The organism is Moorena sp. SIO4G3 (genome assembly GCF_010692305.1).
Classification (GTDB): domain Bacteria; phylum Cyanobacteriota; class Cyanobacteriia; order Cyanobacteriales; family Coleofasciculaceae; genus Moorena; species Moorena producens_A.
This window is the reverse complement of the sequence record NZ_JAAHIG010000023.1, coordinates 18,901-45,440: the sequence shown is the minus strand read 5'-3', so window position 1 is coordinate 45,440 and position 26,540 is coordinate 18,901. Positions and strand designations below refer to the sequence as shown.

The 26,540-nt window shown below is 45.1% G+C and carries 25 protein-coding genes, 1 tRNA gene and 1 pseudogene; 10 read left to right on the top strand and 17 right to left on the bottom strand.

The annotated features are described in order from the left end of the window. The first annotated feature begins 106 nt into the window (after positions 1 to 106). The 3 genes from F6J99_RS06490 to F6J99_RS06480 all read left to right on the top strand — a co-directional run bounded on the left by F6J99_RS06490 (position 107) and on the right by F6J99_RS06480 (position 3,543). The gene (locus F6J99_RS06490; RefSeq protein ID WP_293112216.1) at positions 107 to 1,273 is read left to right on the top strand and encodes a transposase; all 1,167 of its coding nucleotides are present in this window, start codon (positions 107 to 109) and stop codon (positions 1,271 to 1,273) included. 101 nt (positions 1,274 to 1,374) lie between these two features. Next, positions 1,375 to 1,554, top strand: a complete 180-nt coding sequence (locus tag F6J99_RS06485) for a hypothetical protein (RefSeq protein ID WP_293112215.1) — start codon at positions 1,375 to 1,377, stop codon at positions 1,552 to 1,554. A 753-nt stretch (positions 1,555 to 2,307) separates the two neighbouring features. Next, entirely contained in the window at positions 2,308 to 3,543 is a 1,236-nt protein-coding gene (locus tag F6J99_RS06480) for a transposase (protein ID WP_293112214.1), read from the top strand. Between the two features lie 47 nt (positions 3,544 to 3,590). On the opposite strand, the gene F6J99_RS06475 is transcribed toward F6J99_RS06480, so the two are convergent. The 7 genes from F6J99_RS06475 to F6J99_RS06445 form a co-directional block, all read right to left on the bottom strand. Next, positions 3,591 to 4,166: an EF-hand domain-containing protein gene (locus F6J99_RS06475; RefSeq protein WP_293112213.1), complete on the bottom strand. Its 576-nt coding sequence runs from the start codon at positions 4,164 to 4,166 to the stop codon at positions 3,591 to 3,593. Between the two features lie 364 nt (positions 4,167 to 4,530). Beyond that, positions 4,531 to 5,256, bottom strand: coding sequence for a hypothetical protein (locus F6J99_RS06470; RefSeq protein WP_293112212.1), 726 nt, complete (start codon positions 5,254 to 5,256; stop codon positions 4,531 to 4,533). A gap of 144 nt (positions 5,257 to 5,400) precedes the next feature. Further along, positions 5,401 to 5,562, bottom strand: coding sequence for a hypothetical protein (locus F6J99_RS06465; protein WP_293112211.1), 162 nt, complete (start codon positions 5,560 to 5,562; stop codon positions 5,401 to 5,403). 40 nt (positions 5,563 to 5,602) lie between these two features. Beyond that, positions 5,603 to 7,279: a ribulose bisphosphate carboxylase small subunit gene (locus F6J99_RS06460; RefSeq protein WP_293112210.1), complete on the bottom strand. Its 1,677-nt coding sequence runs from the start codon at positions 7,277 to 7,279 to the stop codon at positions 5,603 to 5,605. A 291-nt stretch (positions 7,280 to 7,570) separates the two neighbouring features. Beyond that, complete coding sequence (locus F6J99_RS06455; RefSeq protein WP_008185074.1) at positions 7,571 to 7,870, bottom strand: EutN/CcmL family microcompartment protein; 300 nt, start codon at positions 7,868 to 7,870, stop codon at positions 7,571 to 7,573. 168 nt (positions 7,871 to 8,038) lie between these two features. Beyond that, positions 8,039 to 8,380, bottom strand: coding sequence for a carbon dioxide-concentrating mechanism protein CcmK (locus F6J99_RS06450; protein ID WP_044493402.1), 342 nt, complete (start codon positions 8,378 to 8,380; stop codon positions 8,039 to 8,041). A gap of 182 nt (positions 8,381 to 8,562) precedes the next feature. Next, positions 8,563 to 8,874: a carbon dioxide-concentrating mechanism protein CcmK gene (locus F6J99_RS06445; protein WP_008185070.1), complete on the bottom strand. Its 312-nt coding sequence runs from the start codon at positions 8,872 to 8,874 to the stop codon at positions 8,563 to 8,565. Positions 8,875 to 9,919: 1,045 nt separating this feature from the next. Between F6J99_RS06445 and F6J99_RS06440 the strand changes: the two genes are divergently transcribed. The 5 genes from F6J99_RS06440 (at position 9,920) to F6J99_RS06420 (ending at position 15,347) form a co-directional block, all read left to right on the top strand. After that, positions 9,920 to 11,812 carry an NAD(P)H-quinone oxidoreductase subunit F gene (locus tag F6J99_RS06440; RefSeq protein WP_293112209.1) on the top strand — a complete coding sequence of 631 codons (1,893 nt, stop codon included), beginning with the start codon at positions 9,920 to 9,922 and terminating at the stop codon, positions 11,810 to 11,812. Positions 11,813 to 12,029: 217 nt separating this feature from the next. Continuing rightward, positions 12,030 to 12,230: a hypothetical protein gene (locus F6J99_RS06435; RefSeq protein ID WP_293112208.1), complete on the top strand. Its 201-nt coding sequence runs from the start codon at positions 12,030 to 12,032 to the stop codon at positions 12,228 to 12,230. A 30-nt stretch (positions 12,231 to 12,260) separates the two neighbouring features. Then, positions 12,261 to 13,757: an NADH-quinone oxidoreductase subunit M gene (locus F6J99_RS06430; protein ID WP_293112207.1), complete on the top strand. Its 1,497-nt coding sequence runs from the start codon at positions 12,261 to 12,263 to the stop codon at positions 13,755 to 13,757. A 108-nt stretch (positions 13,758 to 13,865) separates the two neighbouring features. After that, positions 13,866 to 14,138, top strand: a complete 273-nt coding sequence (locus tag F6J99_RS06425) for a hypothetical protein (protein WP_293112206.1) — start codon at positions 13,866 to 13,868, stop codon at positions 14,136 to 14,138. A 63-nt stretch (positions 14,139 to 14,201) separates the two neighbouring features. Continuing rightward, positions 14,202 to 15,347, top strand: a complete 1,146-nt coding sequence (locus tag F6J99_RS06420) for a CO2 hydration protein (RefSeq protein WP_293112205.1) — start codon at positions 14,202 to 14,204, stop codon at positions 15,345 to 15,347. Here F6J99_RS06420 and F6J99_RS06415 read toward each other — a convergent pair. The 5 genes from F6J99_RS06415 to psbZ all read right to left on the bottom strand — a co-directional run bounded on the left by F6J99_RS06415 (position 15,344) and on the right by psbZ (position 18,293). Then, complete coding sequence (locus tag F6J99_RS06415; RefSeq protein WP_293112204.1) at positions 15,344 to 16,612, bottom strand: glutamate-5-semialdehyde dehydrogenase; 1,269 nt, start codon at positions 16,610 to 16,612, stop codon at positions 15,344 to 15,346. The genes F6J99_RS06420 and F6J99_RS06415 overlap by 4 nt on opposite strands. A 6-nt stretch (positions 16,613 to 16,618) precedes the next feature. Further along, a complete protein-coding gene (locus F6J99_RS06410) occupies positions 16,619 to 17,026 on the bottom strand; it encodes a hypothetical protein (RefSeq protein ID WP_070394764.1) in 408 nt (135 codons plus the stop codon). 245 nt (positions 17,027 to 17,271) lie between these two features. Next, a tRNA-Gly gene (locus F6J99_RS06405) sits at positions 17,272 to 17,343 on the bottom strand. Between the two features lie 112 nt (positions 17,344 to 17,455). Further along, a complete protein-coding gene (gene ribH / locus F6J99_RS06400; protein WP_293112203.1) occupies positions 17,456 to 18,043 on the bottom strand; it encodes a 6,7-dimethyl-8-ribityllumazine synthase in 588 nt (195 codons plus the stop codon). Positions 18,044 to 18,104: 61 nt separating this feature from the next. Beyond that, positions 18,105 to 18,293: a photosystem II reaction center protein PsbZ gene (gene psbZ / locus F6J99_RS06395; RefSeq protein WP_070394766.1), complete on the bottom strand. Its 189-nt coding sequence runs from the start codon at positions 18,291 to 18,293 to the stop codon at positions 18,105 to 18,107. Positions 18,294 to 18,701: 408 nt separating this feature from the next. On the opposite strand from psbZ, the gene F6J99_RS06390 reads away from it, so the two are divergent. Together F6J99_RS06390 and F6J99_RS06385 are read left to right on the top strand one after the other, a co-directional pair. Next, complete coding sequence (locus tag F6J99_RS06390) at positions 18,702 to 21,677, top strand: CBS domain-containing protein (protein WP_293112330.1); 2,976 nt, start codon at positions 18,702 to 18,704, stop codon at positions 21,675 to 21,677. Positions 21,678 to 21,718: 41 nt separating this feature from the next. Next, complete coding sequence (locus tag F6J99_RS06385) at positions 21,719 to 22,876, top strand: histidinol-phosphate transaminase (protein ID WP_293112202.1); 1,158 nt, start codon at positions 21,719 to 21,721, stop codon at positions 22,874 to 22,876. A 5-nt stretch (positions 22,877 to 22,881) separates the two neighbouring features. Here the strand turns inward: F6J99_RS06385 and F6J99_RS06380 are convergent, their stop codons facing one another. The 5 genes and pseudogenes from F6J99_RS06380 to F6J99_RS06365 form a co-directional block, all read right to left on the bottom strand. Beyond that, a complete protein-coding gene (locus F6J99_RS06380) occupies positions 22,882 to 24,093 on the bottom strand; it encodes a site-2 protease family protein (RefSeq protein WP_293112201.1) in 1,212 nt (403 codons plus the stop codon). Between the two features lie 71 nt (positions 24,094 to 24,164). Continuing rightward, positions 24,165 to 24,536, bottom strand: coding sequence for a hypothetical protein (locus F6J99_RS06375; protein WP_293112200.1), 372 nt, complete (start codon positions 24,534 to 24,536; stop codon positions 24,165 to 24,167). A gap of 160 nt (positions 24,537 to 24,696) precedes the next feature. Further along, positions 24,697 to 24,894, bottom strand: coding sequence for a hypothetical protein (locus F6J99_RS45450; protein WP_365972792.1), 198 nt, complete (start codon positions 24,892 to 24,894; stop codon positions 24,697 to 24,699). Positions 24,895 to 25,062: 168 nt separating this feature from the next. Beyond that, positions 25,063 to 25,458, bottom strand: a pseudogene (locus F6J99_RS45445) (DUF3598 family protein); the annotation flags it as partial. A 3-nt stretch (positions 25,459 to 25,461) separates the two neighbouring features. Continuing rightward, the gene (locus F6J99_RS06365) at positions 25,462 to 26,532 is read right to left on the bottom strand and encodes a hypothetical protein (protein WP_293112199.1); all 1,071 of its coding nucleotides are present in this window, start codon (positions 26,530 to 26,532) and stop codon (positions 25,462 to 25,464) included. Positions 26,533 to 26,540 lie beyond the last annotated feature (8 nt).

Here is a 26,540-nt window from a genome sequence, read left to right as displayed (position 1 = left end):
GTGTAGCGTGAGCAAAGGTCAATCGCTCTTTTCTACCAGTTATCTGGGACCTTCCCCTCAAAACCTGCATCCCATCACCCAGGCATAATCAGGCTTTGAGGCACTTGTGTCCGGCAGTCAGGTTGTCCACTCAGGTGAATTGCTGGACTTTACCCGAGTTCCGGCGAATACTTTACAGGACGTATGTAAAAGAGCAGACCTAGCTTTCAGTCGATTCATCAAAGGCGATTGTAATGGTAGTCGTAGCGGAAAACCTAGATTTAAAAATCAAGCTAGATACAGGACTTTAAAGATAGATGGGAAAGACTGTTTTTCTGTAGCTAGAATCGAGAGGAAATGGATATGGCTAAAGATAAGTAAACTCAAGGGCTGGCTCAAAGTACGACTACATCGTCCGCTGCCCGACGGGTTTAAGATCAAGAATATTCTAATCACCAAGAAAACCGATGGTTGGTACACAACCTTATGCTTAGAAGATTCTACAGTACCAGCGTTTACACCAGAAAGTGTTATTCCCACTTGGGATAATAGCATAGGGTTGGATGCGGTACTTTACGGAGACGATTATCTAGCAACATCTGAAAACACCAAGCTACCTTCACTTAAGTCTTACCGTAATAATCATTCTGATTTAGAAAAGGTACAGACAAAAAAGAATGCCAAGACAAAAGGCAGTAAAGCTAGAAGGAAATTGCAATCGCGTGAAGCGAGAATACATCAACGGATTGCTAGGAGCCGAAAGGATCATGCCTATAAAACAGCTCATGTTCTGGTTAGAACCGGAAAAAAAGTTTTCTATTACGAAAATTTGAACCTTACTGGTTTAAATAAACGAAATAAACCCAAGCCAGATGGGAAGGGTGGATATTTGCCTAATGGACAGTCCGCTAAATCTGGATTAAATAAGTCTTGGTTGGACGCAGGGTTTGGGCAGTTCTTTGAGGTACTGGACTACATAGCTGGAAAAGCTGGAGCAGTAACGAAAAAGTGTAACCCTGCCTATACCTCTCAGCTGTTAAGCTATCGAGACGAGTTTGTATTCACGGATTGCGACCTCCGCGAGTATTGGGATGAGCAAGAAATGTTATTGGTTGATCGCGACGTAAATGCTGCAATTAACCTAAAACGAGTGGGGCTGGGCGTGTTCCCCACTATAAAACGCCGTAAAGGGAATCCGGTTATAAATAGCTCTATAACTAATAGTACCTCAAAGGAAGTTTTAGTAGCTCTAAGGAGTGCTAGAAGCTTACACTTAACGGATAGTGAAGTGTAGGAACGTCACCTATGGCAAACAATTGGATCACCAAATTTAGTGATCATGACCGTAAGGGATACTTCTAGGGAGCTGTTATGAGATACTTCTAGGGAGCTGTTATGGGATTGACCACAGGTCACGCTACGCGAACGCAAAATGGTAATATTTTTATGGGATTGACCAAAAGTCACGCTACGGGATTGACCAAAAGTCACGCTACGGGATTGACCAAAAGTCACGCTACGGGATTGACCAAAAGTCACGCTACGCGATCGCATAAAAGGGATAGGTTTAGGTAGCTGCGTTTGCGATCGCAAAAAAGGGATGAGTCTAGGTAGCTGCTACGCGAACGCTAATTTTTTGTCACTAAGCCTGTTATATAGCTACGAGAAACGCTATAAAACACCACTACCCTTGAAACCTTACTCCTTTACTTGTGCCCTCTACCTTGCTTTCAGGCAAGGGTCTAAGTATTCAACTGGACATGATCTAAATATAGGATTGATTCTAAAAGGAAGCAGGGAGCTGTAGGAAAGAGATCCAAAGAGTTTTTGATGTTATGAGAAATCAGCAATATTGTTCATAACCTATTTATAAATGCTATAGCAATCCTAAATCATTTGTAAAATCACTGGACTTATTAAAAACTAGCTCCAACTCCTGTCCCTTCTGCCTTCTGCCTTAAAGCAGCCCATTTATTTCACGAATCAGATAGGATTGCTATATATACAAGTAGTGATTTTAGCTCCGGTTACCTTCACCAGACCGTAGACAAATCACTACATCTTTCCGACTACCCAAAGTCGAATAAAATGCCACAAAATATTTATGAAATAGTTCTATCGAAAATGTTGTGAGAGGACTCCCGCTCTAATCTCTGGAGGCGCGCTTTCTGTAGGCGAATTAAATTACGGGGTCGCGCCTCAATAAGCGCGGTGATATGAATCACGACCAATAAATTAACAACGCGGTAGCATAAAGAATTGAAAGTATCGTTGTATCTCATCTACCCAGATGATCATGTTTTGATAGACTTGTGTTAAACTAGATTCATGTTGACACTTACTTACGAGTACAAGCTAGTCCCGACAAAAAAACAGATCGCAATCATTGAAGAAATGTTAGTGGTCTGTAGAAAGGTTTGGAATTATGCCTTAAGGGAGAGAAAAGACTGGTACAACAGTAGAAAGTGTTCAATAAATTATTGTTCGTTACAACAAGAATTTATCATCTCAGCAAATGCACCGTATCCAGGATACAAAGAACAGTCAGCAAATTTAACCAAAGCTAAAAAGTCTAATCCTGAACTGAAAAGCGTAAACGCACAGGTTTTACAACAAGTGCTTAAGACGTTAGACAAAGCATTTACAAGTATGAAATCAAAGGGATATGGTTTCCCTCGATTTAAAAATAAGTATCGAATGCGTTCTTTTGTCTTTCCTCAGTTCAAAGCTAATCCAGTTGTTAATGATTGGATTAAACTGCCTCAGATTGGATGGGTCAAGATGAGATTATCACGACCAATTCTAGAAGGGGTCAAAATCAAACAAGTCAGGGTAGTTAGACGGGCTAGCGGTTATTTTGCAATGCTGTCTTTACAAAGTGAGGTCAGTGTTCCTGATATACCAGCACGAGGTCATCCGATAGGGATTGATGTTGGACTAGACAAGTTTCTAGCAACTTCTGATAATGAGCTAATAGAACGACCTAGGTTCTTAACCAAACTGCACAGTAAGCTGAAATTGCTACAACGCAGATTAAAGTTAAAGAAAAAAGGTTCCAAAAATAGACATAAACTCAATCGTAAAATAGCGAGACTTCATCAAAAGATATCAGATACTCGAAAAGATTTTCACTTCAAGTTAGCACATCATTTTTGTGACCAAGCTGGAATGATATTCGTTGAGGACTTAGATTTTAGAACTTGGGCAAAAGGGATGTTAGGTAAACATACCCTTGATGCAGGTTTTGGTCAATTCTTCATTATATTGGCTTGGGTTTGCTGGAAACGAGGAGTATATTTTGGCAAGGTTGACTACAGATATACCAGTCAAATTTGCCCAAATTGTGGGATGCATACAGGCAAAAAAGACTTGTCCGAACGCATTCACAAATGCTCCGAATGTAGTTTTGAAATTAACCGAGATGTTGCAGCGGCTCAAGTAATTTGTCAACGTGGTATCGCTGCGGTCGGGCAGATCGTGGAGAAAATTGACTGTGTAGGCGGGCTGTCGGGGGTTGGTAACAACCTAGATAAGTGCCATAAAAGCAGTAAACCCAGATCGTGAGGTTTGGGAATCCCTCGTTATAATCTCTGATTTAACGAGGGAGGATGTCAATGATCGACCAACGGGCCATAGGGAAGGGGAGAAAAGCTTGGGTCGCTACCATCTTCAAACCAGTAGTGTATATGACCTTCTATAAACTCGTCGCGGCTGATGGAACCGTTGCCATCAACATCAATGCTATCGAAAGCCTGATCGGCGCGGTCAGGGTCCTCTTCCCCGAAATATATTGCCAGATACTTCCGGTACTCTTTACTGGAGATCTCTCCGGAGTTATCGGTGTCGATGAGATCAAAAAAGACCTCGTTCTTGCGCCTAGCCACTTCCCGTGCCGATTCGACCAACGTCACTGCCTTCGCAGCGTTGGCGACGCACTCTTCTTCGCTGATTCTGGTGTTGCCATCGACCGGAGCCCCTCCAGCCATCATGTTCTTAAACAGGGCGCGAAACAGCTCCCGGATTTCTTGAGATCTCGACGGATCACCTCCAAGTTCGACCAACCTGTCTGCGGTATGTTCGTAGTCGGAGAGGGACAAGAATCCATCTCGATCGACATCCATGGCCTGGAAGAAAGTTTTCACCCTGGCAACCCAAACACTGGATGACAAAAACTTTTCTGGAGACATTTTTCCTAAATTCCGTAATAAAGCCGGGGTTATTATACCAGCCTCGACTGGGTTTTGTCAAAATGGTGCAGGTGGCTGGGATTAAACATTGAGGGATTTAGCCAGAGTCTAGGGAATTTTTATGCGATCGCAAAAAAAGGGATGGGTCTACGGAGCTTTGATGGGATTGACCAAAAGTCACCCGGGGCGCGTTCGCAAAAAAGGGATGGGTCTAGGTAGCTGTGATGGGATTGACCAAAAGTCACCCGGGGCGCGTTCGCAAAACCGAAAATCTAGTTTACCTAGCGCTTCTCATAATAATTAAATCCACAGCATTTTGTCCCGACTCCCTACTACCTACTCCCTAAAAGCCAATTGAGACATACTATGTGTCTTTGCTAGGACTATTAAAAGATTGATTATAGGGAAACAGAGTATCCAGTAATCGGTTCAAGCTCCCCTGCCCATGAACAGTAGGTTGAGTCTTCGGGGCTGGTGATTCTGTCTGCGACTCAGCGGTCGTCTCAGCCTCAATAGTCTCTGTTGTGTTAGTCTCTATAGTATTAGTCTCTGTTGTATTTGTCTGTGTATTATTAGTCTGTGTATTATTAGTCTCTATAGTATTCGTCTCTGTAGTCTCTGTAGCCACCGTATTACTAGTGGATGGCACTTGACCATTGACAGATTCCGTGGTAAAGCTGTTTTCAGGTACAGCTGATGACGACTCCTGAGGTTTCTGCTCCAAGGTATCAGGACTTGGTTGAGACTCTTCCGGTAATGGACGCCCCTTATCCCCCAACACCGACGCTGATGGCACAACTTGTAAGGATTCCACAGAATGATTCCAAATTGTCGTCAGGGAGCCAATACTAGCATTAGCGCCAATTTTTCCCTTCCCGACGACCAGAACCCCAGCGCCTAAACTCGCTCCTGATTCCACCTCCACAGTACCTTTGTGAGCATGAATAATTGCTCCCATACCGATACAAACACCGGCTGCAATCGTTATTTTACTATCTCGATCCGCTCGCAAAATTACCCCTGCTGAAATAACAGCACTAGGATCAATGCTCACATTTCCTTCCACGTATATATGAGAATTATTACTCAATTGAAGTTTAGGCAAGTGCATAATTTTTGGCACAGTAGACTTCGCCGCAGTTTTGGGGGTAAAGGGTTTTGGGTAAAGGGTTTTGGGATTAAATTTGACTCTAGCACTATCATTTTTGAGGGCTTCTTTACCGTTGCAAGAAGTCTAATACCTATCAATAAGCTGGTCTTGATTTAAATTAAATGGTTCTCGCAGCAAGGGAGTAGGGGGATAGGGTTTGACGGTTTGTTTTCTAAGGGATGCAGTACGGTATTGGGGCTTCTTCCCATCTCCCCACACTTCCCACACTTCCCACACTTCCCACACTTCCCTATCTGTTCCCTGTTCCCTGTGCTATGCTTATAAATTAAGGCTTTTGAATCAGCGTCTCTAGAACACGCCGTTTAGCTTTCGGATCAATACCAATCAACCGTACATACTCACCCGAATGTTGAACCAAGCAGGTTTCTAGACCTTCAACCACGTCTGAAACCCGAGTAGAGTCAATGGGGGAGCAACTCTGCCAAGAGCTGGTGCGGAATCGACGTTTATCCGCATGTTCAGTACCAATGCGATAACCTTGGGACAACAAGCTACGAATCTTATCAACGATATCTTGAGTCAAGGATGAACCAGAAACGCTGCTGCCATTGAATCCTGAGGATTGGCTTGAACGGGGAGTATAGCTACTACTAGGGGCAGATTTAGCACCAGAGTTTACCGTGTCCCCAGGTTTTTGAATAATCTTTTCCATCACCCGGCGCTTGGCTTTCGGGTCAATCCCAATCAGTCGGACATACTCACCAGCGTGGTCTGCCAAACAAGCCCCTAGGTCTGCCAAAGCCTGTGATAGGTTATCGGAGCTTATGCCAGGGGCACTCTTCCAGGAACTAGTCCGGAAGCGACGCTCATCAGCATACTCAATACCAATCCGATACCCTTGGGACAACAGTTGACGAACTAGATCATCGACTGATGAGTCTAAGCCATTGCTAGAGAAACCCGCAGTAGGTTGAGGAGCAGAGCTGTAGGGGCTGTAGCTTCTTGAACCAGATCCAGTGGAACTTCCAGAAACAGGGCCACCCGGTTTTTGGATAATCTCTTCACACACCCGGCGTTTAGCTTTCGGGTCAATCCCAATTAGTCGGACATACTCACCAGCGTGGTCTGCCAGACAATCACCCAAGGATTGGAGCACTTCTGATTCACGATCGGAGTGTATTCCGGAAGCACTCTTCCAGGAACTAGTACGGAAGCGACGCTCATCAGCATATTCAGCACCAATTCGGTATCCTTGGCCTAACAGTTGACGAACTCGTTGTTGAAGCTCTGAACTTAATCCTGTATTTGAAGACATTGATCTGAAAGATTTATGGGAACTATCAGGGCTACTATGACCATTAGAGTCAGCATTTTCAGCAATTTCCTTGCGGATGGGCATCATGCAGGAATCATCCTCTGCACACTGATAACCCGCCCGCAATGCATCATTGATTGCCACCACATGGTTAGCAAACGTTCTATCTTGCTCTTCTACATCCGGTAGTCGGTCAGCTTGCTGCTGATTAGTAATCACCGCTCCGGAAGGAACATATTTACCGGGAGGAATTTCGACATCCTGAACAAGGGCATGCATCATCACAATACAGCCCTTGCCAACTCTAGCATTAAACACCGTAGAGCGAAAGCCAATAAAGCAATCATCCCCAACATAAGCAGGACCATGAATCAGGCTCATGTGGGTAATCGATGCATCCTTGCCAATCCAAACTGAGTACTCTTCCTGGTCATCCCCAACAACCCGACCGTCTTCAAGACCATGAATCACAACACCATCTTGAATATTGGTACCTTCACCGATGTAAAATGGTCCCCCTTCATCAGCTCGAATCGAGGTTCCCGAGGCAATCAATACATTTGGCCCAATCTCTACATCTCCAATAATGTTGGAAAAAGAATGGACATAAGCTGTGTCATCAATTTTTGGTTCAGCCAGATTCCTTGACCAAGGTGTTGGGGGAGCTGCCTGGGTGCTAAATGCCATAGATGTTTTCCTCCTAATTTTTATTTGAGATACACTGTCATGAAATAGATTTTTGTCAAGCCCCACACTTGAGGATTGGGGGTTAGTTATTTCTGCTGCTCCCACTCGGGAATTGTAATCACGCAGAAATTGCTGGATTGTTAATAGTTAACCTCTACCGTTATGGCTTATCGTTACAAATAACTGCTTTGGAAAGCAAAAGGGTCCAAGTCAGAATCGAGCAATGGATAACAAGCCATAAGCTACTACCCAAAGCTACTACCCAAAGCCACTATTGTCAGAACCTACTCACTAATACTGGTCTTTTTTGCTGTAGAGCATGCTATTGTCCACACTGACCGTGTCAATAATCCCCACCACCATAGCGTCGATGGGACGCTTGTCACTCTCACCAACTTGCCGAGCCGCGCTGCCACGGCTGACTAGCACCCACTCATTTATACCAGCACCGACTATGTCAGCTGCTACCTCATACTTGGGCAGTGGTTCTCCTGCATCATCTAGGTATTGCAGGAAAAGGAATTTAGTTCCTCTAAGACTAGGATCTTTATAAGTACTAACGACCGTGCCTCGGACCTTGGCAATTTGCATTGACCTAACTTATTAACAGGACTTGGGGTGACAGGACTTGGGGGGAGATGGATTAGGGAGCAGTTATATGGCCAAGCCAAAACTAGTGGATCAAGCAATCTCTCCCCTCATGGTAAGCACATCCCCTACTTGACACCGGCATGTCTTGAATCTCAAATTGGCGGACGATTATGGACGGTTCATCGGACGGATGGCGTTAGTACTCTCCCGGAACTGTTCCACATCTTCGGTATAACGAATTGGTAGAACATACTCCAGGTTTTCGTGAGGTCGAGCAATAATATGGGTAGATAATACCTGACCTCCATTAACACGCTTAACGTTATCAACCCCAGCAGATACGGAAGCTTGCACCTCAGACACATCTCCCCGGACAATCACGGTTACACGAGCGCTACCAATTTTTTCATAACCCACAAGGGTGACACGAGCCGCTTTCACCATAGCATCTGCGGCTTCTACAACCGCTGGAAAACCAAGGGTTTCCACCATTCCCACAGCAATTGACATGAATTTTACTCCTAGACGTTTATCAAGATTTTGATCAACCCACGCGCTGACCACACGTGGGATGGTTGTGACGGCATATAAGCCCTTAAGCTAAACCTATAGTCACTGCATACCAACGAGTTCAGCACCCAAGCTTGTGCCAATTGCCTCTAGACTCTCTATGGTTTTTAGGAGCATCTTGGCTAGTAGCTACGGAACTGTTCCACAGCTTCGCTGTAACGAATTGGTAGGACATACTCTAAGTTTTCATGGGGACGAGCGATGATATGGGTGGATACCACCTTACCTCCATTCACCCGGTTTGCTGATTCTATTCCAGCAGATACGGAAGCTTGCACCTCGGAAACATCTCCCCGCACAATCACGGTTACACGAGCGCTACCGATTTTTTCATAACCCACAAGGGTGACGCGAGCGGCTTTAACCATCGCATCAGCTGCTTCTACAACAGCTGGAAAGCCCTCAGTTTCAATCATTCCAACAGCAATTGGCATTTCGCTTTTCTCCTAGTGGATTAGTCAAATAAGAGTGATGAACGCTCCCTAACTAACCTTGCAGTGTAGTTAGGGCAGTGTAGTTAGGGTTTCTATGGCATTGCAGATAACTGCAATGTTGCCGGGTAAATCGGCCTTTTCGATACACCGTCAGAACGTGAGCCGACCAAGCCCATTGCAGGTAGCTAACTCAGGTAGCTAAGTGTATTGGTCGTGCTTCTGTGCTTCCCTTGCTCCTGCCTTAATCCACCTCATGGTTAGTTTGGGGGGGATTAAAGGGTGGAGGGGGGTGTGGGTTTGCCTAACCAAAAGTGATTGTTTCCCTGGCCAATAGGCCACGCTACGCTAACACCCCGGCTGAAACAAAGATAGTAGACGGGGAATGCCCTCAACATCTTTGTTTAAACGACAACCAAAACTAAGCATAGAGAACCTTGGCGTATTTGACAATATAAAATATGATAATACTTCTTAATGAGAGACCTTAACGAAACTTAACACTCCGAGGGGGTCAGCTAGATTAGTTAACGAAAATTCACCGTTTTGGAGAATGGTTGCTTTTGTTTTATAATTTTTTTATAACTTTTAGATAAGTAATCCTCACTCAAGCCAGAATCTGAGTGCGGTCACCGAGTTCCTGGGTTACGACACGGGGAGCTGGGTCGCTCTAACCTGAATAAGCATAAATCGGTGGATAGATGGGTTGTCAAGCCTGATTTGACCTTTAATCCATTAGCTTGATTTGTTGTCAAGCCTGATTTGACCTTTAATCCGTTAGCTTGATCGGTTCTATAAAGGTTACTTGTCATGATGTCAATAACCACGGTTTATGATAAAAGTAAAAAAAATATTCGGTAAAAATATGCCGGGATTATGCCCAAGATAACCCTTAACTGATAAAGTTGTAAAAATACTAATGATTTAGGACAAATCACCATATTATTAGCTGTAAACCAAGGAAAATCGTCACTTTAAAAATCCGTTTGGGCTAATTAGTACCGATTTTTATTTAATTGATTCGATGAAATGATGAGGTCAAGGCGTGATGACTGAGTTGCTTACTCAGACTATTTGGGTAGTTCCTATTTACAGTTGGATTGGGGCATTTTTAACGATCCCCTGGGCAACAGGAATAGTGCGTCGTACAGGACCAAGACCAGCGGCTTACTTTAACCTGTTGATGACACTTTTCGCCTGCATTCATGGCTGGCTGATCTTCCAGGCTTCATTACAGGAAGCAGTCCAAGAGATACAGTTTCACTGGCTAATGGTTGCTGATATTGACATATCCTTTGTTCTGGAAGTCTCACCAGTGAGTACTGCAGCAATGGAGTTTATCACCAGCCTAAGTCTATTGGCTCAACTCTATGCTCTTGGATATATGGAGAAAGATTGGGGATTAGCTCGCTTCTTTGCCCTGATGGGATTTTTTGAAGGGGCATTGATTGGAATTGTCTTGAGTAATTCCTTATTCCTGACTTACGCTCTGTTGGAAATGCTCACGGTCTGTACTTTGTTAATTGTGGGTTTTTGGTATGCTCAGCCTTTAGCACTCAAAGCTGCCCGAGATGCTTTTTTAACTAAGCGTGTAGGAGATATCTTGCTGCTAGTTGGGGTGGTGACCTTAGCGACCTTTGCGGGAAGCTTAACCTTTTCAGACTTGTATACCTGGGCTTATTCAGCTAATCTACCGCCACTGGTGGGTAACTTACTGGGATTGGCTTTGATTGCTGGTCCAATTGGTAAATGTGCCCAATTCCCCTTGAATTTATGGTTGGATGAGGCGATGGAGGGACCTAATCCTGCTTCAGTACTGCGGAATTCTTTGGTGGTGACTTGTGGTACTTATGTGCTGATTAAACTGGTGCCGATCGTGACCATGATCTCACCGTTGACCTTATCAGTGTTAGTAGTTATTGGTACTATCACAGCACTAGGAACCTCACTGGTAGCGATCGCACAAATCGATATTAAGCGATCGCTTTCCCATTCCACCAGCGCTTACATTGGTTTAGTATTTATCGCGGTTGGAATGCAGCGCGCTGATATTGGTGTGATTTTACTGGTTGCCCATGCCTTTGCTAAAGCCCTGATGTTTATGAGCATCGGGGGGATAATCTTCAACACCAATAACCAAAATTTAGCTGAATTGGGGGGCTTAGGGTCAAAAATGCCCGCTACTAGCACTGCCTTTGCCGTGGGTATGGTTGGTCTGATTGGACTTTTACCCCTGGGTGGCTTTTGGGCAATGAGTGAAGGGATTAACGCCTTTTGGTTTGACGCCCCTCTTCTGGTCATACCCTTTCTCTTCGTTAACGCAGTTACTGCCTTAGGTTTAGTCCGAGTGTTTCGGCTAGTTTTCCTAGGGAAACCCCAAGCGAAGACCCGTCGAGCACCAGAAGTACCTTGGGCTATGGCTTTACCAATGGTAGCGTTAACCATACTGACATTGCTGGTACCAGTGCTAATACGTCCGATGGAATTGCTATCGGAATGGAACGATCTCAATCTCCTAGCGGAGGTAAGCTTGATAATCTCTGGTGTCGTAGGTTGCACGGCAGGGGCTTTAATTTACCTACCCAGAACCTGGTCGCGGTCAATTCGGATGCCGTTGAAATTGTTCCAAGACCTATTCGCCTATGACTTTTACCTCGACGAACTGTATCGTTACACCATCGTGTTTGCTGTTCTCTTATTTTCCAACATTACAGCTTGGATCGATAGATATATCGTTGATGGGTTAGTCAATCTGGTTGGTCTAGGAACAGTATTTAGTGGTCAAGGCCTAAAATACAGCGTTTCCGGTAAATCACAGTTTTATGTACTGACTATCCTTTTAGGAATCAGCTTATTAGCAATCTTCATCACTTGGCCCTTGAATCAGTGGTCTTTGAGTCAGTGGTCTTTGGAGCAGTGGTCTTCATTGATAGGTGATTAGTTGAACGCGCACGCGTGGCCAATAGGCCAAGGTTAGCAGGTTGAAGGTTAGCAGGTTGAAGGTTAGCCCGTTGAAAGTTAGCAGGTTGAAAGTTAGCAGGTTGAACGCGCACGCGTGGCCAATAGGCCAAGGTTAGCCCGTTGAAGGTTAGCAGGTTGAAAGTTAGCAGGTTGAACGCGCACGCGTGGCCAATAGGCCAAGGTTAGCCCTTTGACTGTTGAACCTTCAACCCCAAACAACCTTCAACCTTCAACCTTCAACCAAACAACCTTCAACCAAACAACCTTCAACCTTCAACCTTCAACCTTCAACCAAACAACCTTCAACCAAACAACCTTCAACCTTCAACCTTCAACCTTCAACCAAACAACCTTCAACCAAACAACCTGCAAATAAACAACCCCATAAGAACAGTTAGTAAAACAATGATGAGGAGACTGGTCGATTTATGCTGAGTGCCTTGATTTTGGTACCAATACTGAGTGCCGCGATAGTGGGGTTTTGGCCCGGGAATGTCACTGCTAAAGCAGCTCGTCAAGTTGCCTTGGTGGTTACTGGTGGTATTTTCCTCTGGTCAGTAATATTGATGACCATGTTTAACCCCGGTGACGTGAATCTACAATTTCAGGAAAATCTTCCTTGGATTCAGGTGATTGGTTTGACCTATAGTTTAGGGGTAGATGGTCTATCGTTGCCCTTACTGATCCTAAATGGTCTGCTAACCGCAATTGCTCTTTACTGCACAGATTCCAATCTCATTCGCCCTAGGTTGTATTATGCTCTGATGCTCTTGCTAAATGGCGCTGTTGCCGGTGCCTTCCTAGCTCAGGATTTACTGCTGTTTTTTATCTTCTATGAGCTGGAACTGATTCCCCTATATTTGTTGATTGCGATTTGGGGGGGTAAGCGCAGAGGCTATGCTGCAACCAAGTTTCTCCTCTACACAGCCCTTTCCGGAGCCTTGGTTCTAGCGTCATTCCTGGGCTTAGTGTTTTTGAGTGGTTCCTCTAGCTTTAGCTACGCCGAGACCAGGGAGCTAGCATCATTACTACCCGTTGCTCAGCAATTAATTCTCTTAGGAGCGGTTCTAATTGGCTTCGGGATTAAAATTCCCTTTGTGCCATTCCATACCTGGTTGCCAGATGCCCACGTGGAAGCATCAACCCCAGTTTCAATTCTATTAGCTGGTGTACTACTGAAATTAGGTACCTATGGTTTGTTGCGGTTTGGCTTAGGTTTGTTTCCGGAACCTTGGACAATTCTGGCACCTTGGTTGGGAATTTGGGCAGCAGTGAGTTCCCTCTACGGAGCGTTCAATGCCATTGTCCAGAAAGACATGAAAAAAATGGTGGCATATAGTTCTGTCGCTCACATGGCATACATTCTGTTAGCTGCTGCTGCTGCCACTAAGCTAGCGTTGGTATCCTCAGTTTTGCATATGATCAGTCACGGTTTAATATCAGCGCTACTGTTTTTATTAGTCGGTATCATTTATAAAAAAACTGGCTCACGGGATATCACTATCCTCAATGGTTTATTAAATCCGGAACGAGGTCTGCCAGTAGTTGGTAGTTTGATGGTGCTTGGTGTAATGGCTAGTGCTGGTATCCCTGGCATGGTGGGATTTATCTCTGAGTTTCTGGTCTACTGGGGTAGTCTCCAGGTATTACCAATCCCAACTATCCTATGCATGCTCAGCACCGGTTTAACGGTTGTTTACTTTTTACAACTAATTGGTGGAGCCTTCTTTGGTCGCCTGGCTACCCATTTAACTGATTTACCGACCGTTAAGTTCACAGAACAATTACCAGGGCTGGTTTTAGCCCTATTGATTGTGGTTCTGGGACTACAGCCAGGATGGTTACTTAATTTAAGTGAACCGATCACAGCAACTTTGGTAACGACACCACCGAATGTAGCTGTGAATGTATCAACCAATAGTTGAAGGTTAACAGGTTGAAGGTTAACAGGTTGAAGGTTAACAGGTTGAAGGTTAACAGGTTGAAGGTTAGCTGGTTGAAAGTTAGCTGGTTGAAAGTTAGCCCTTTGACTGTTGAACCTTGGCCAAAAGGCCACGCGCTGTCTTGATGCAGTCGCTCATGGCGCATGGGTCTGTGTGCGGAACCTGCGTCCGCACCGCTGTTTGCCCCGTGGAAACACCCTTTGGCGGCGCTGCATCACTTCGCAGCAAAGCGGGACGCGCGTCCATCGCGTTCAACCAAAAAACCTTCAACCCCTAAAAAACCTTCAACCTTCAACCCCTAAAAAACCTTCAACCCCTAAAAAACCTTCACCCTTCAACCCCTTTAAAAACTTCAACCCCTAAAAAACCTTCAACCTTCAACCCGAAACAACATTCAACCCCTAAAAAACCTTCAATCTAATTATTATGGTAGTTAGCCAAAAACCCAAACCAAAGCATCCCCTAGAGGAGTATATAAAGCGACTACAAACTGGTAGTGCCCTGCTATCGGATTCCCCAGAAAACCTGATGGAAGTAGTGGGTATACTTCACAGCTACGGCATTGTTTTAGATGCTTACTCCCGCAATCTTATCTACACTGCAGATCATCAATTTTTAGTATTTTTCCCCTTCTTTAAATACTTTAATGGGGATATTTCATTTTCAAAGCTTTTGCGTCATTGGTGGCACGACCGAATTAACTTTGAGTACGCCGAATACTGTATGCGCTCGATGTTATGGCACGGTGGTGGGGGCTTAGATAGTCATCTCGATACCGATGAATTTAAGCAGCGATGTGCCGAAGCAATTCAGGCAAAGTTTAAGAGCAATCCCTTGATGCTGGGAATGAACAAGCTATTTCCTGAATTCCTGCCCGAACAAGTGCGAATGCTTGCCTATACCAGTGGATTAGGGCAATTCTGGCGGGTGATGAGTGATATATTCATGTCCCTATCTCAGGGCTATGACGAAGGGGAAATTAAGTCGATTCCCCAAGTGGTAGACCATATTAAAGCAGGGTTAGTCGCAGCAGCAAACAAACCGATTACCTATGCCCCTCAGATTGGCGCTCAAAGGTATGAGATTATTCCCGAATCGGTTGGTTTGACTTTCTTGTCTGATACAGGAGTACCCTATGTAGAGGCAATTTTCTTCCGGGGAACACCCTTTCTGGGCACAGTATCTCTGAATGCCCAAGCCTACCAGATTTCCCCAGATCAAACCCGATTTACCTATGGCGCATTGTATGCTGACCCATTGCCGATTGGTGGTGCTGGAATTCCACCGACATTGCTGATGCAGGATATGAGGCATTATCTACCCAAGTATCTCAGCGATTTTTATATGCGATCGCATCGGGGTGAAATTGACTTGCGGGTCAGAATTTGCCAAACTTTCCAGAAATCTATGTTTTGTGTCACTACAGCTGCGATTTTGGGGCTAGCACCTCATCCCATGGATACCACGGATCCTGGTGAACTTGACGAAAATCGAGCCTATTTAGAATACTGGATGGATCGATTGATCCCCTCCCAATTGAGAGCAGCCAATGATCAAATGACCAACGCCTAAAACTGTCCATTACCCTGAACTACGTGTTTAAGGGTAGTGAGAGTCTCCAGGCTAATCATGCCGCGATGATGTCCTTTTTGGTTAGACATACCTAGAAACACGGAGTCTCCTGGTTGCGGATTCCGTGAAAATCTTGGTGAGGAATTAATGTAAACCGATGCACTATCTACACCTAAGGCAAACTGACGGCTTTCCTGATAAGAATCTGTCACCAGGCAGTCAGCATGACCGCTACTATATTGATTAATCCAAGCAATGCCTGACTCTATAGAATCTACCACTTTCAACGCAATAGTTTTGGTCAAATAGGCTTGACCCCACTCGGATTCTGCTGCCAAAGTCAATTGTTCAGGAAACTTAGCCACTAGATTGGCATCACCTCTGAGTTCAAAACCGTTTTCCTTCAGGTTATTCAACAGGGTAACTAAGGCAGAGGTTTTTTGATTCTGATTAATCAGAATCTTCTCAATAGCATTGACCGGATCCGGCTGACTGGTGTGGCTATCTAAAACTATATACCTAACCAGATCGAGGTTACCATTAGCAGACCAGTAAAGGTAGCAGTTACCCATGGCCGATTGCAAAACCGGTGCAGTTGATTGCTGGATCACCTGCTTGAGCAGGGTTGGTCGTCCGTGGGGAATTACCAAATTCAGATATGGATTTTGAGTGACCAAATCCCGAATCGAAGCTCCCTGTCCAGAGGGCAATAGTTCCAAACATCCCGTTGGCAAACCGACCTCATCCAAAGCATTTTGCAACGCTTGAGCAATCACCTGGTTAGACTGACTGGCTTCGCTACTGCCTTTGAGAATCAGGGAGTTACCAGTTTTGACACAAAAGCCTGCGGCAATTGCACCTAGTTCAGGAAATGCCTCATAAATTAGAGCAATCACTCCCAACGGCATTAGCTGACAGTAGGTCTGAGATTGGTCAGTTTGGTAAGAGGCGTTCATCACCCGCCGGATTGGATCAGATGACTTTCCAATCCTTTCCAGGATTGCGATCGCCATCTGTAGCCTTTCTGGTGTTAGCTTCAGCCAGTCCAAAATTAGATCTGGCACTGCCATGTCCCTACTGGTTTCCAGATCTAGGGTGTTAGCTTCCAAAATATCATCAAAGGAGTTTCGCATTCCTTGAGCCATGGCCTCGATGCCACGAGAGCGCTCTTCTCCCTTGGTGTTTGCCAATGCCCAAGAAGCATGGTGGACACTGGCCATTAAATCATGTAACTTCGAGGCCTTGCTCCCAGAGTCTGTGTTCATTGTTAGTTAACGCCGGTAAGCTAGCCAAACCATCATAGCCGGAAGTACTGCTAGGAGTACTGCCAGTAATGCCCAGACTATGATCCCTGGCCCTTTTTGGGAGTGAAGTGCCAAAGGCAACCAGACAATCAGCAGAACTAAGACAATACCCAAGGCTACAGGTAAGTAGCTTTCACCAAGACTACCATGGATTGTATACCAACGATGTCCTGTCCAACGCCAAGCTTTTTTATAGGGGTAGTGGGTGGATAGTTGCTCCATCACATAACCACTTTCGTCTACCACAAAAATTTGCTGACAGCGATTGCAGCCAAGGGCTTCTGTCAGTGTAATTGGCACTAAATGACCCCGACGCCGACAAGGGCAGGGATACTCGGAGTTTAAGTCAATCTTTTGACCCTTTTGAGATTGCACAAGCGTTATTAAAAACCAAAAGACATGTGGTTAGGTTTATCAAAAAACCTGGAATTGGTAGTGCTGCATGATTTAAATATTAGGACACTACAAAGCTAAGCGTGTCCCCATCTATTATATAATCTTATTCTTTAAGGTTATTGATGCACATTGCCACGGTTTGCCTCAAGTGGGATAACTGAGCTGAAGACAGGCTAAGCAAGGAGGTCTCTCTCCAGGCTTTACAGGTTTATTTACTATTCGTAAGCGGGTAACGCGATTCGAACGCGCGACATTCACCTTGGCAAGGTGACGCTCTACCACTGAGCTATACCCGCACCTCAACTTATCTCTTTATAGTATGTCAGATAAGCCAAAATTTGTCAACCCCTTCTACTGAGCTTTCAGATTCAATAAAATTAGGAAAATGTCCCAAAATTAACTCATATGTTAGGAATCAGGGTCAGATTCTGAAGCAATTGTCCAATTTGCCGAGAATGGTAGAGTTTGTTGCCCCAAAGTTCCCTGCTCAGACTCTTCATAGCCTAATATTGAATTTTGACCTCGAAAACTTCGCATCAGGTTAGCCATTTCTATGGCATTCATGGCATAATCCCAACCTTTATTGCTCTTGATTCCCGCCCGTTCTAGAGCTTGCTGCATGGTATCTACAGTTAGAATACCAAAAATAACAGGTACCCCGGTTTGAAAACCTGTGGCAGCAATGCCCTTGGCTACTTCAGCAGCGACATAATCAAAATGGGGAGTTTGACCCCGAATCACTGATCCCAAGCAAATCACTGCATCATAACGACCGCTAAGAGCAGCTTGGCGAGCCATCAATGAAATTTCAAAGCTACCCGGTACCCAAATATAGTCAACTTGAGTACCTTGGGGATTAGGATCAATGCCATGGCGTTTTAAGCAATCTTTACACCCGTCTAAGAGTTTACCTGTCACTAGGTCATTAAAGCGACCAATGATAATCGCAAACCTCAGGGAGGTAGATGATGTTAAATTTCCCTCGAAAACTGCCATGACTATCGCTGTAAAGGTTGGTTAAAGTAATAATTTGGGTCTAGCTGACGGAAATTATAACCTAAACCACCAAAAAGTTGAGGGCACCGACTAAAAGCACTAAAAGCACCCAAACCCCTGAACCAAGCCAAAGCAAGCGTTTTGATTGCTCCCAGTTCTGAGGTGTGGCATAAGCTACTGGTACACCGACTACCAAGACAAATGACAATAGGACTAGGGCAGTGAGTAATAGTTGGAATATAATAGTCATTTTCTGTGCTGATACCTTGACGCTAAACTTCTGTATTTTGATGCAGTCGCTCATCGGTGGAACCCCCAAGGCGGCGCTGCATCCCTAAAACTTGTTTAAAACAGGCTAATGCCTAGCTAAGCACTATAGATTTTACCAGATGGTTTTACCCTTTCTGCCAAAATTTGTTGCAATCAATCCCCTTTGAACTTTCCGATGCAGGTGATGAGTTTGGGGCGGGGGTGCGGGGAGTGTGAGGAGAGGGAATAAAGGGTTAAAAAAGTTTAAACTATTAATAGATGAATAGCCTTAATAAAGTAAATAGGTAAATAGGGGGGGATGGGGAGATGGGGAGATGGGGAGATGGGGAGATGGGGAAATGAAATTGATGTTTAGCTGTAATGGGCGAGATAGGGTACCCTAATGACTATGGATCTGATTTTGTGTCATACCACCGCTGACTTTGATGCCCTAGGAGCAGCTGTAGGACTGACTCGCCTCAAGCCAGGAGCAAAAGCTGTACTAACTGGGGGGACTGATCCGGCTGTAAGAGATTTTTTGGCACTGCATCGGGATGAGTATGCCCTGATCGAGCGCCGCTCTGTACAATTGGCTCAGATTAATTCCGTAATTATCGTAGATACTCAAAAACGCGATCGCTTAGGGAAAGCAGCTGAGTGGTTAGACTTACCACAGTTAAACGCCATTGAAATTTACGACCATCATCCCGTACCCCAAACTGATATCCCGGCTACCTATACACAGATTGAACCTGTGGGAGCAACCACCACGTTAATTGTGGAGCAACTACAGCAATCCCAAATCGAGTTAACTACTGCTGAAGCCACGGTGATGGCATTGGGAATCCATCTCGATACAGGTTCCCTGACCTTTGACCAGACAACACCAAGAGATGGGGCTGCTTTGACCTGGTTAATGGAGCAAGGAGCGAATATGCGTCAGATAGCTCAGTATGTTGATCCAGGGCTATCTCCTCAATTGGAAAAATTATTTAGGCAATCTCTAGACCTTTTGCAGCGACAAACCCACTTGGGTTACACCATTTCTTGGGTATTCCTAAACACTCCTGGGCATGTGCCTGGCTTATCGAGTTTGGCATCACGCTTACTAGAAGTAACTGAAAGCGATGCCCTGCTTTTGGGGGCTGAGTATAAACGAAAGTCAAAAGTAGAAACCCCACAACCGGCAGATTTACCAATTGTAAGGTTTCAGGTTGAAGGTTATTCACCGTTTCCGGTTAGCGGTTTAACGGTTGAAGGTTCTGAAAATTATTATAACCGGCAAAATTCAAAAATACAACCATATAGCCAAAATAACCTTGAAACTCAAACTCAGACTAACTTTGGCCAAAAGGCCACGCTACGCGAACAACCTTCTAACCTTGGCCAAAAGGCCACGCTACGCGAAGGACCTTTACCCCAAACTAAGCTCACTATAATTGGGCGGACCAGAATTGAGGGGACGGATTTGAACCAGTTGTTGCAACCCCTAGGAGGAGGTGGACATTCCCAAGCCGCTGCGGTTACCTTACGAGACTGTGATGCCCAGAAAATCCTAGAGCAGCTGGTAAACCAACTAAAAGACCAAATTCCCCAACCTCTGACGGCTCGGGATTTAATGTCCTCCCCCGTACGCACCATTCGCCCCAATACCAAGATTAACGAAGCCCAGAGAATTTTGTTGCGCTATGGTCATTCGGGGCTTTCAGTAGTAGACCAACAAGACCAGCTGGTGGGAATTATCTCCCGACGAGACCTCGATTTAGCCTTGCACCACGGTTTTGGTCATGCCCCAGTCAAGGGCTACATGACGAAGGATGTTAAGACCATTACTCCGGAAACCTCGATGGCAGACATTCAGTCCTTGATGGTTACTTACGATATTGGGCGTTTACCCGTTCTAGAGGATGGGCAACTAATGGGGATTGTGACCCGCACTGATGTATTGCGGCAACTGTTTCAGGAAGAGTTGAATGAAAAGCCGTTGAAGGTTGACGGGTCAACCCTGAAACCGGCCAACCTGAAACCGGCTAACATAAAACCTCTGTTGGCTTCGAGCTTGTGGGAACTTTTGACCATAGCTGCCGAGAAAGCTCAGGAGCGGGGTTGGCATCTGTACCTAGTTGGGGGAGCTGTCAGAGACTTGTTACTAGCGGATGGGAACAAGCCACTACTCCTAAATGATATAGACTTGGTCGTCGATGGCTTTCACCGCTCAGCGGATGCGATCGCAGGAGTAACCCTGGCCAAGGAACTCCGGAACATTTACCGTAACGTGCGCTTGGAAGTACATGGGTCTTTTCAAACCGCAGCCTTGCTATGGCATAATGACCCAACATTGGGCTCCCTTTGTGTAGATATTGCTACTGCTCGTACCGAGTTCTATCCTTATCCCGCCGCTAATCCTGAAGTCGAAGCTAGTTCCATTCGTCAAGACCTTTACCGCCGAGATTTTACCATCAACGCCATGGCAGCAAGGCTAACAAAGGTTAATCCCCAATCTCAATTGCCCCTGTTGGACTTCTTTGGGGGTATGTTAGATTTGCGATCGCATAAAATTCGAGTCCTACACGCCAATAGCTTCATTGAAGACCCAACCCGAATCTATCGAGCGGTAAGGTTTGCGGTGCGATTGGGATTTGAAATTGAACCCCAAACCAAGGAGTATATCCACTATGCCATTGAAAGTGGGGTATATCAGCGCACCCTAGCCGAAAACGCCAAAGTACCAGCACTCCAAACCCGACTCAAAGCAGAACTTAACTATATGTTGCAAGCCCCCTACTGGCAACCAGCATTGCAGTTATTGTCCTCATTGGGAGCGTTGCGGTGTCTTCATCCTACCCTGACCCTAGATAAACCATTATGGTGGCGAGTGCGTTTGCTTGGGCGCTGGCTACAGAGATTTGACCCCGAGCAAACCTTAAGGCACTGGCAGATGCGTTTGGAAGTATTAATTGCTGATCTAGCACCAGACGAACGGGTTAAGGTAGCCAAGAATTTACAGTTGCCCGTAGACAGTGTTGAGCGTCTTCAAAAACTTGAGGGATGGCAAGCCGATTTCCTAGAATCTCTACCAACATGCCAGCTCAACAGTCAAATCGTCCACATGTTGCGCCAGTATAAATTACCTACCTTAGTATTGATTGGGGTGTATAGTCCTAGAGCGATCCGACGTAACATTTGGCAGTATCTCACCACTTGGAGGCATGTCAAACCGCCACTGGATGGCAATGATCTCAGAAAGTTAGGCTATAAGCCAGGAGCACACTATCGGGAAATTCTGGATGCACTCTTAGACGCCACCCTAGACAGGGTGATTCGGGATCAGGCTGAGGCTAAAGCATTTCTGGCAATACACTATCCACCTCTTGACAAAAAATAAGGTAAAAGGTATAAAGGCAAACCGACAAAAGATAACTGATAATGCTAGAATTCATCCGGTCAGATCTATCCAAATTAACCGCCTACACACCTCATCCTGGGGGCGAGGAAGGGAAAACACCAGAATCAACGGTTCCCCTAGATCACCTCGATACCAATGAATGCCCCTTTGACTTACCAGGAGAGTTAAAGGAAAAATTGGCTTGGAGCTATCAACAGCTGATTGAAGCTAATCGATATCCCGATGGTGGACATGGGAAACTCAAAAATGCGATCGCAGAATACGTTAACGAATCTGCTGCCCTAGAAAAGGTAGTAACAGCAAACCAGATTTCCGTAGGCAACGGTTCCGATGAACTAATTCGTTCTATCTTAATTGCCACCTGCTTAGGAGGAGAAGGCTCGATCCTAATCGCTAATCCCACCTTCTCCATGTATTCTATACTCGCACAGACCTTAGGAATACCAGTAGTGAGTGTCGGGCGTCGGCAAGAAAACTTTGAAATGAAGATCGACGATGCCCAAGCAGCCATTGAACAGACCGTAACAGAAACCTCGACCCAACGACCACCAATACGAGTAGTATTTGTGGTTCATCCTAACTCTCCCACCGCCAACCCCTTGACTCTCCAGGAATTAGAGTGGTTGCGTGGTCTACCAGATAAGATTCTAGTAGTTATTGATGAAGCCTACTTTGAATTCAGCCAAGCATCAGTAGTCCAAGAATTAGCCGACCATCCTAACTGGGTAATATTGAGGACATTTTCCAAAGCATTTCGTTTAGCTACTCACCGTGTTGGTTATAGCATCGCTCATCCAGAACTAATTGCTGCTCTCGAAAAAATTCGCTTACCCTACAACTTACCCAGCTTTTCCCAAGCTGCTGCCATACTCGCTCTCAATCATAGACAAACTCTGCTGGCATCAATTCCCGAGATTATCGCTGAGCGAGATAAGTTACTAAAAGCCCTATCAGAACATTCAGCCTTACAGGTTTGGCCAAGTGCTTCTAACTTCATCTACGTGCGTCTAGCACAATCGGGCAACGAGTCTACTAGCAAAGACCTCAATCAGGTAACTCAGGCCATGAAAGATCAAGGCACCCTAATACGTCATACTGGAGGAGGATTGCGGATCACCGTGGGCTCTCCTGAGGAGAATACTCGTACATTGCAACGATTACAAGCAGTTCTCGTGTGATCTCTTCAAGTGTTTGTTAGAGAATTAAGGGTTTTAGCAATTTCTACCAGCTGAAACCCAGGAGGATAAACCCCCTCAGCTTTGATGCGCTCAATAGCAGCCGGTGGGATAGCCAAATTTAGCTTTCTAGCAACAGCTCTAACTATATCACCCCGGTCAATGACACCTGCCACAGTTCCTGCAGGAGAAAGTACGCTCAGACGCTTAATATTAAGCTCCTCTAAGCTGCTAATCACCTCCACCAAAGGTGTTTTCTCCTCCACTTTGGGAATTTCTGATAAAGGGCGCAGTATAGTTTCCAACGTCTCAGTGTCCCAACGACTACGCTCGACAAAATGTAAATCCTCAATTTTCACTAGCCCACGATAGCGTCCATTAGCTGCAGCGTAGTAGGGCATTGGGTTTTGCCTATCGGTTAAGATATACTCATCAGCAAAAGAACGTAAGGTCTGGTTGGCTTCCACCACCCGAAAGTCACGGGTCATGGCATTAGATGCCATAAGCTTAAGTAAGACTTCTTGTAAGGTGGTTAGCTGGTCATAGGCACTGGCATTGCGAAAAATAAACCAGCCAATCAGAGTTGGCCAAATGAATGACAAAGTACCCGTCAGCAGAGTCATTCCTAATCCCAAGGATAGGGCTACAAGCCCAAACCCCTTACCCGTTCTGGCAGCCCAACGGACACCTGTAAACAGATCCCCAGTTAGTTTCCAGACTGCTGCTTTCAACACTTGTCCACCATCTAAAGGTAGACCAGGAATTAGGTTAAATAATGCCAAGACTAGGTTGATTCTAGCTATCTCATTGGCGATGGTATATGCCCAAGCCGAGGTGGGTAATGTCAGAGTTAGCACATAAAACAGACCAAAGAGGATGAAACTTACTAATGGTCCTGCGATCGCTACTTGAAAGGCTTCTGCTGGAGTCTTCGATTCTCGGTCAATCGACGCAATCCCGCCGAATATAAATAGGGTAATCGAATTAACTTTGATGCCTTGGGAGAGGGCAGCTAGACTGTGACCTAATTCATGTAAAAGTACAGAACTAAATAACAACAGTGCCATCGCCAATCCAGCTACCCAAGCCAAAATCGACCCTAGGCTAGAGTCGAACTCTCGTGCATTAATCATCGTTACCAATAGCAAGATGAAAAACCACGATGGGTCTAAAAACAGTGGGATTCCGAATAGAGAGCCAACTCGCCAACCTGATAGCATCACATTTTCCTTCTCTGAGACCTTCCACCATACCTCTACTATCCAGGATATAGTAACTCCTCTATTCTGGGTTATGGCACTGCCACAGGCATCCGCTCACTCAGACGAGTATTTAGGTCTGCAAGTAGGTCATTGCCACTACGACGAGCTTCCCAAGGACCAGTGTTATATTTATCGATTATCCACTGCCCATTGATGAAATCTTCTGACTCAGCCAGGGTACCAATGTACTGGATGGGAGTCGATGAGCTGGAGATGTAGCGCTTAGTAAATTGGATGCGCCGTCCGATTACCTCACCACTTAGCTGGGCTTCTCCTAAGTAGCCGTCGTCCAAACTATTGCCAGTGATTGTATTCTTGCTTTGAACCAGAGTTGCTTCAAACCGGGTGGGTACTCCCCCTTGCCAGTAAGTTCCGAGCCAAGTGCCAGTTAAGTCTGCCATGAACACCAAGTTTTTGTGAGGAGTTAACTCACTATTATACTATAATTTTGGTATATATAGCAAATTTACATAGGTGCTGAGATTAAGAAGAAACCAAAACAGGGGGAAGGTACAGCTCATGGTAACTAGGAGGCTCTAGACTGAAGGATTGGAAAATATCTTAGGGATTCCCTCCAGCATTGGACAGGTAAAATTCTTCCAGAGTCTTGCTATACAAAGCTCCAGATTTATCATAATTGACGCTTAGTTGTTGTAACTCAGAGGGGGTAATCAGCCAATTAGCAGCAATGCTAAAGTTCTTGCCAATATTGACTTTATCAGGACAACTCAGGGAAATACCATCAGGAAAAAAGAACATTTTGTTTCCTGCCAAGGGCCAGTGTAGTTGAGTTGCTATTGGGTCAGAAACCTTTAAATCTGGGGTCATGGTCACAGAAGTTCCTTGCCAGTTACCACTCAGATTTCTCTCAGGTAATAGATTGATTTCCTTTGACCAATATTTACTGGGTAAGTCTGCTGCATCTTCACGGATACTTACTGTCCGCATCAAACTGCCATTACTATCATAAATAAGGGCAACACTATGTCTTATATCTTCATGTTTGAATAAAAATTCAGCCGGTTGAAACACCGAACCAGTTTCTAACTGTTTAGCTGACCATGTAGCTGCACCTTGTTCAAAGAAAAATGCTCTGATTGAATGTTTATCTAGCCTCCATTTTTTTTATTCTATCCTACCGTCAGCGTATGTATAACGATTAGTCTGATAAATTTCTGTTTGTTCTGGATTGCTGCGGAAGCTTCTCAGACTTTGAAATGATTCTATAATCTCTCCTTCAGGAGAATACCTTGTCCAAATACCATGCCAATCCCGCAAATGGTTGGCCGTGAAATTTTTCCAGTTTTGCTCTTTTAAATCCATTTTTTATCCCTCCACTAAAGTCCAAAAATACCCATCAGGAGCTATAAACGAGAAACTCCTCTCCCCAAACTCGTTATCATATACCTGGGTTACCTCAGTTGCTGCACTACTACTAACGCGCTGGTGGTATAAATTTATCTCCTGCACTCTAATAGTGTACAAAGAAACGCCTAAGCAACCTGGACGGGAGTGGCTATGCTTGTTGGGCAGATCTGACCCTTCAATCCGCATAATGTGCAAGCGCCCAGAACGCACCTGGGATAAATCCGTAGCTGAGGCACCAGGCGGTATGAAGTCAGTAGTGAACAGATGCTCTCCATTTTCTGGACCCTTTAGTTCGAGGATATGACGGGAAGCTTCACCGTATTGGCTTTCTCTACTATTTACCCCAAAAACCAAACCCAGTATCTGTTCGTAAAAGTCCAACTGCTCTTTACCACCTGTTACCACCATTCCTAGGTGAACGAACTCTGAGGCTTTGAAATGAGACTCTGGGTTAACAATTCCAGACAAGGGCATGGTGTAATCATGGCGTTCAAAAATGACTTGCCGTGTCAGGGGCTGGATTAGAACCATTTCATGTACACAAGGATTGGCTTGCATAAAAGGCTGGAATGGATCGGGACGATAAATCAAATTTCTCTGGGGTGGAACATAATATACAGGTAAGCCAGCAGCGATCGCATCTTCGGCATGATTAGCAACATTAAAAACATCCAAAGACAGCATCGCTCCCCAGCGGCTACCCAGCACTTTCAAGGGACTCAACCCTAATCCTTCATTAACCGGCTGCTCCCAAACCATCAAGCGGAGCAAACCCCTGTCTTTAAGTTGATTGTGTAGGCGATGCGATCGCAAACTGGAATTGACGCCATATAACTCATTAGCTTCCGTTGCACTGAGAGTACCAGATTGCCCTACACTAAAGCCAAACTGTTGCCAATACTCGATCAGAGTTGCTTCATCCTCTGCTGTTACACCGATGGCGAGTTCGTATAAACCACTAATGGATCGAGCGTCTTCTACTACCGTTGGTAATGAATTATCAGCCATGTTACTTTGATGTTTTTCCATCTTTTAAG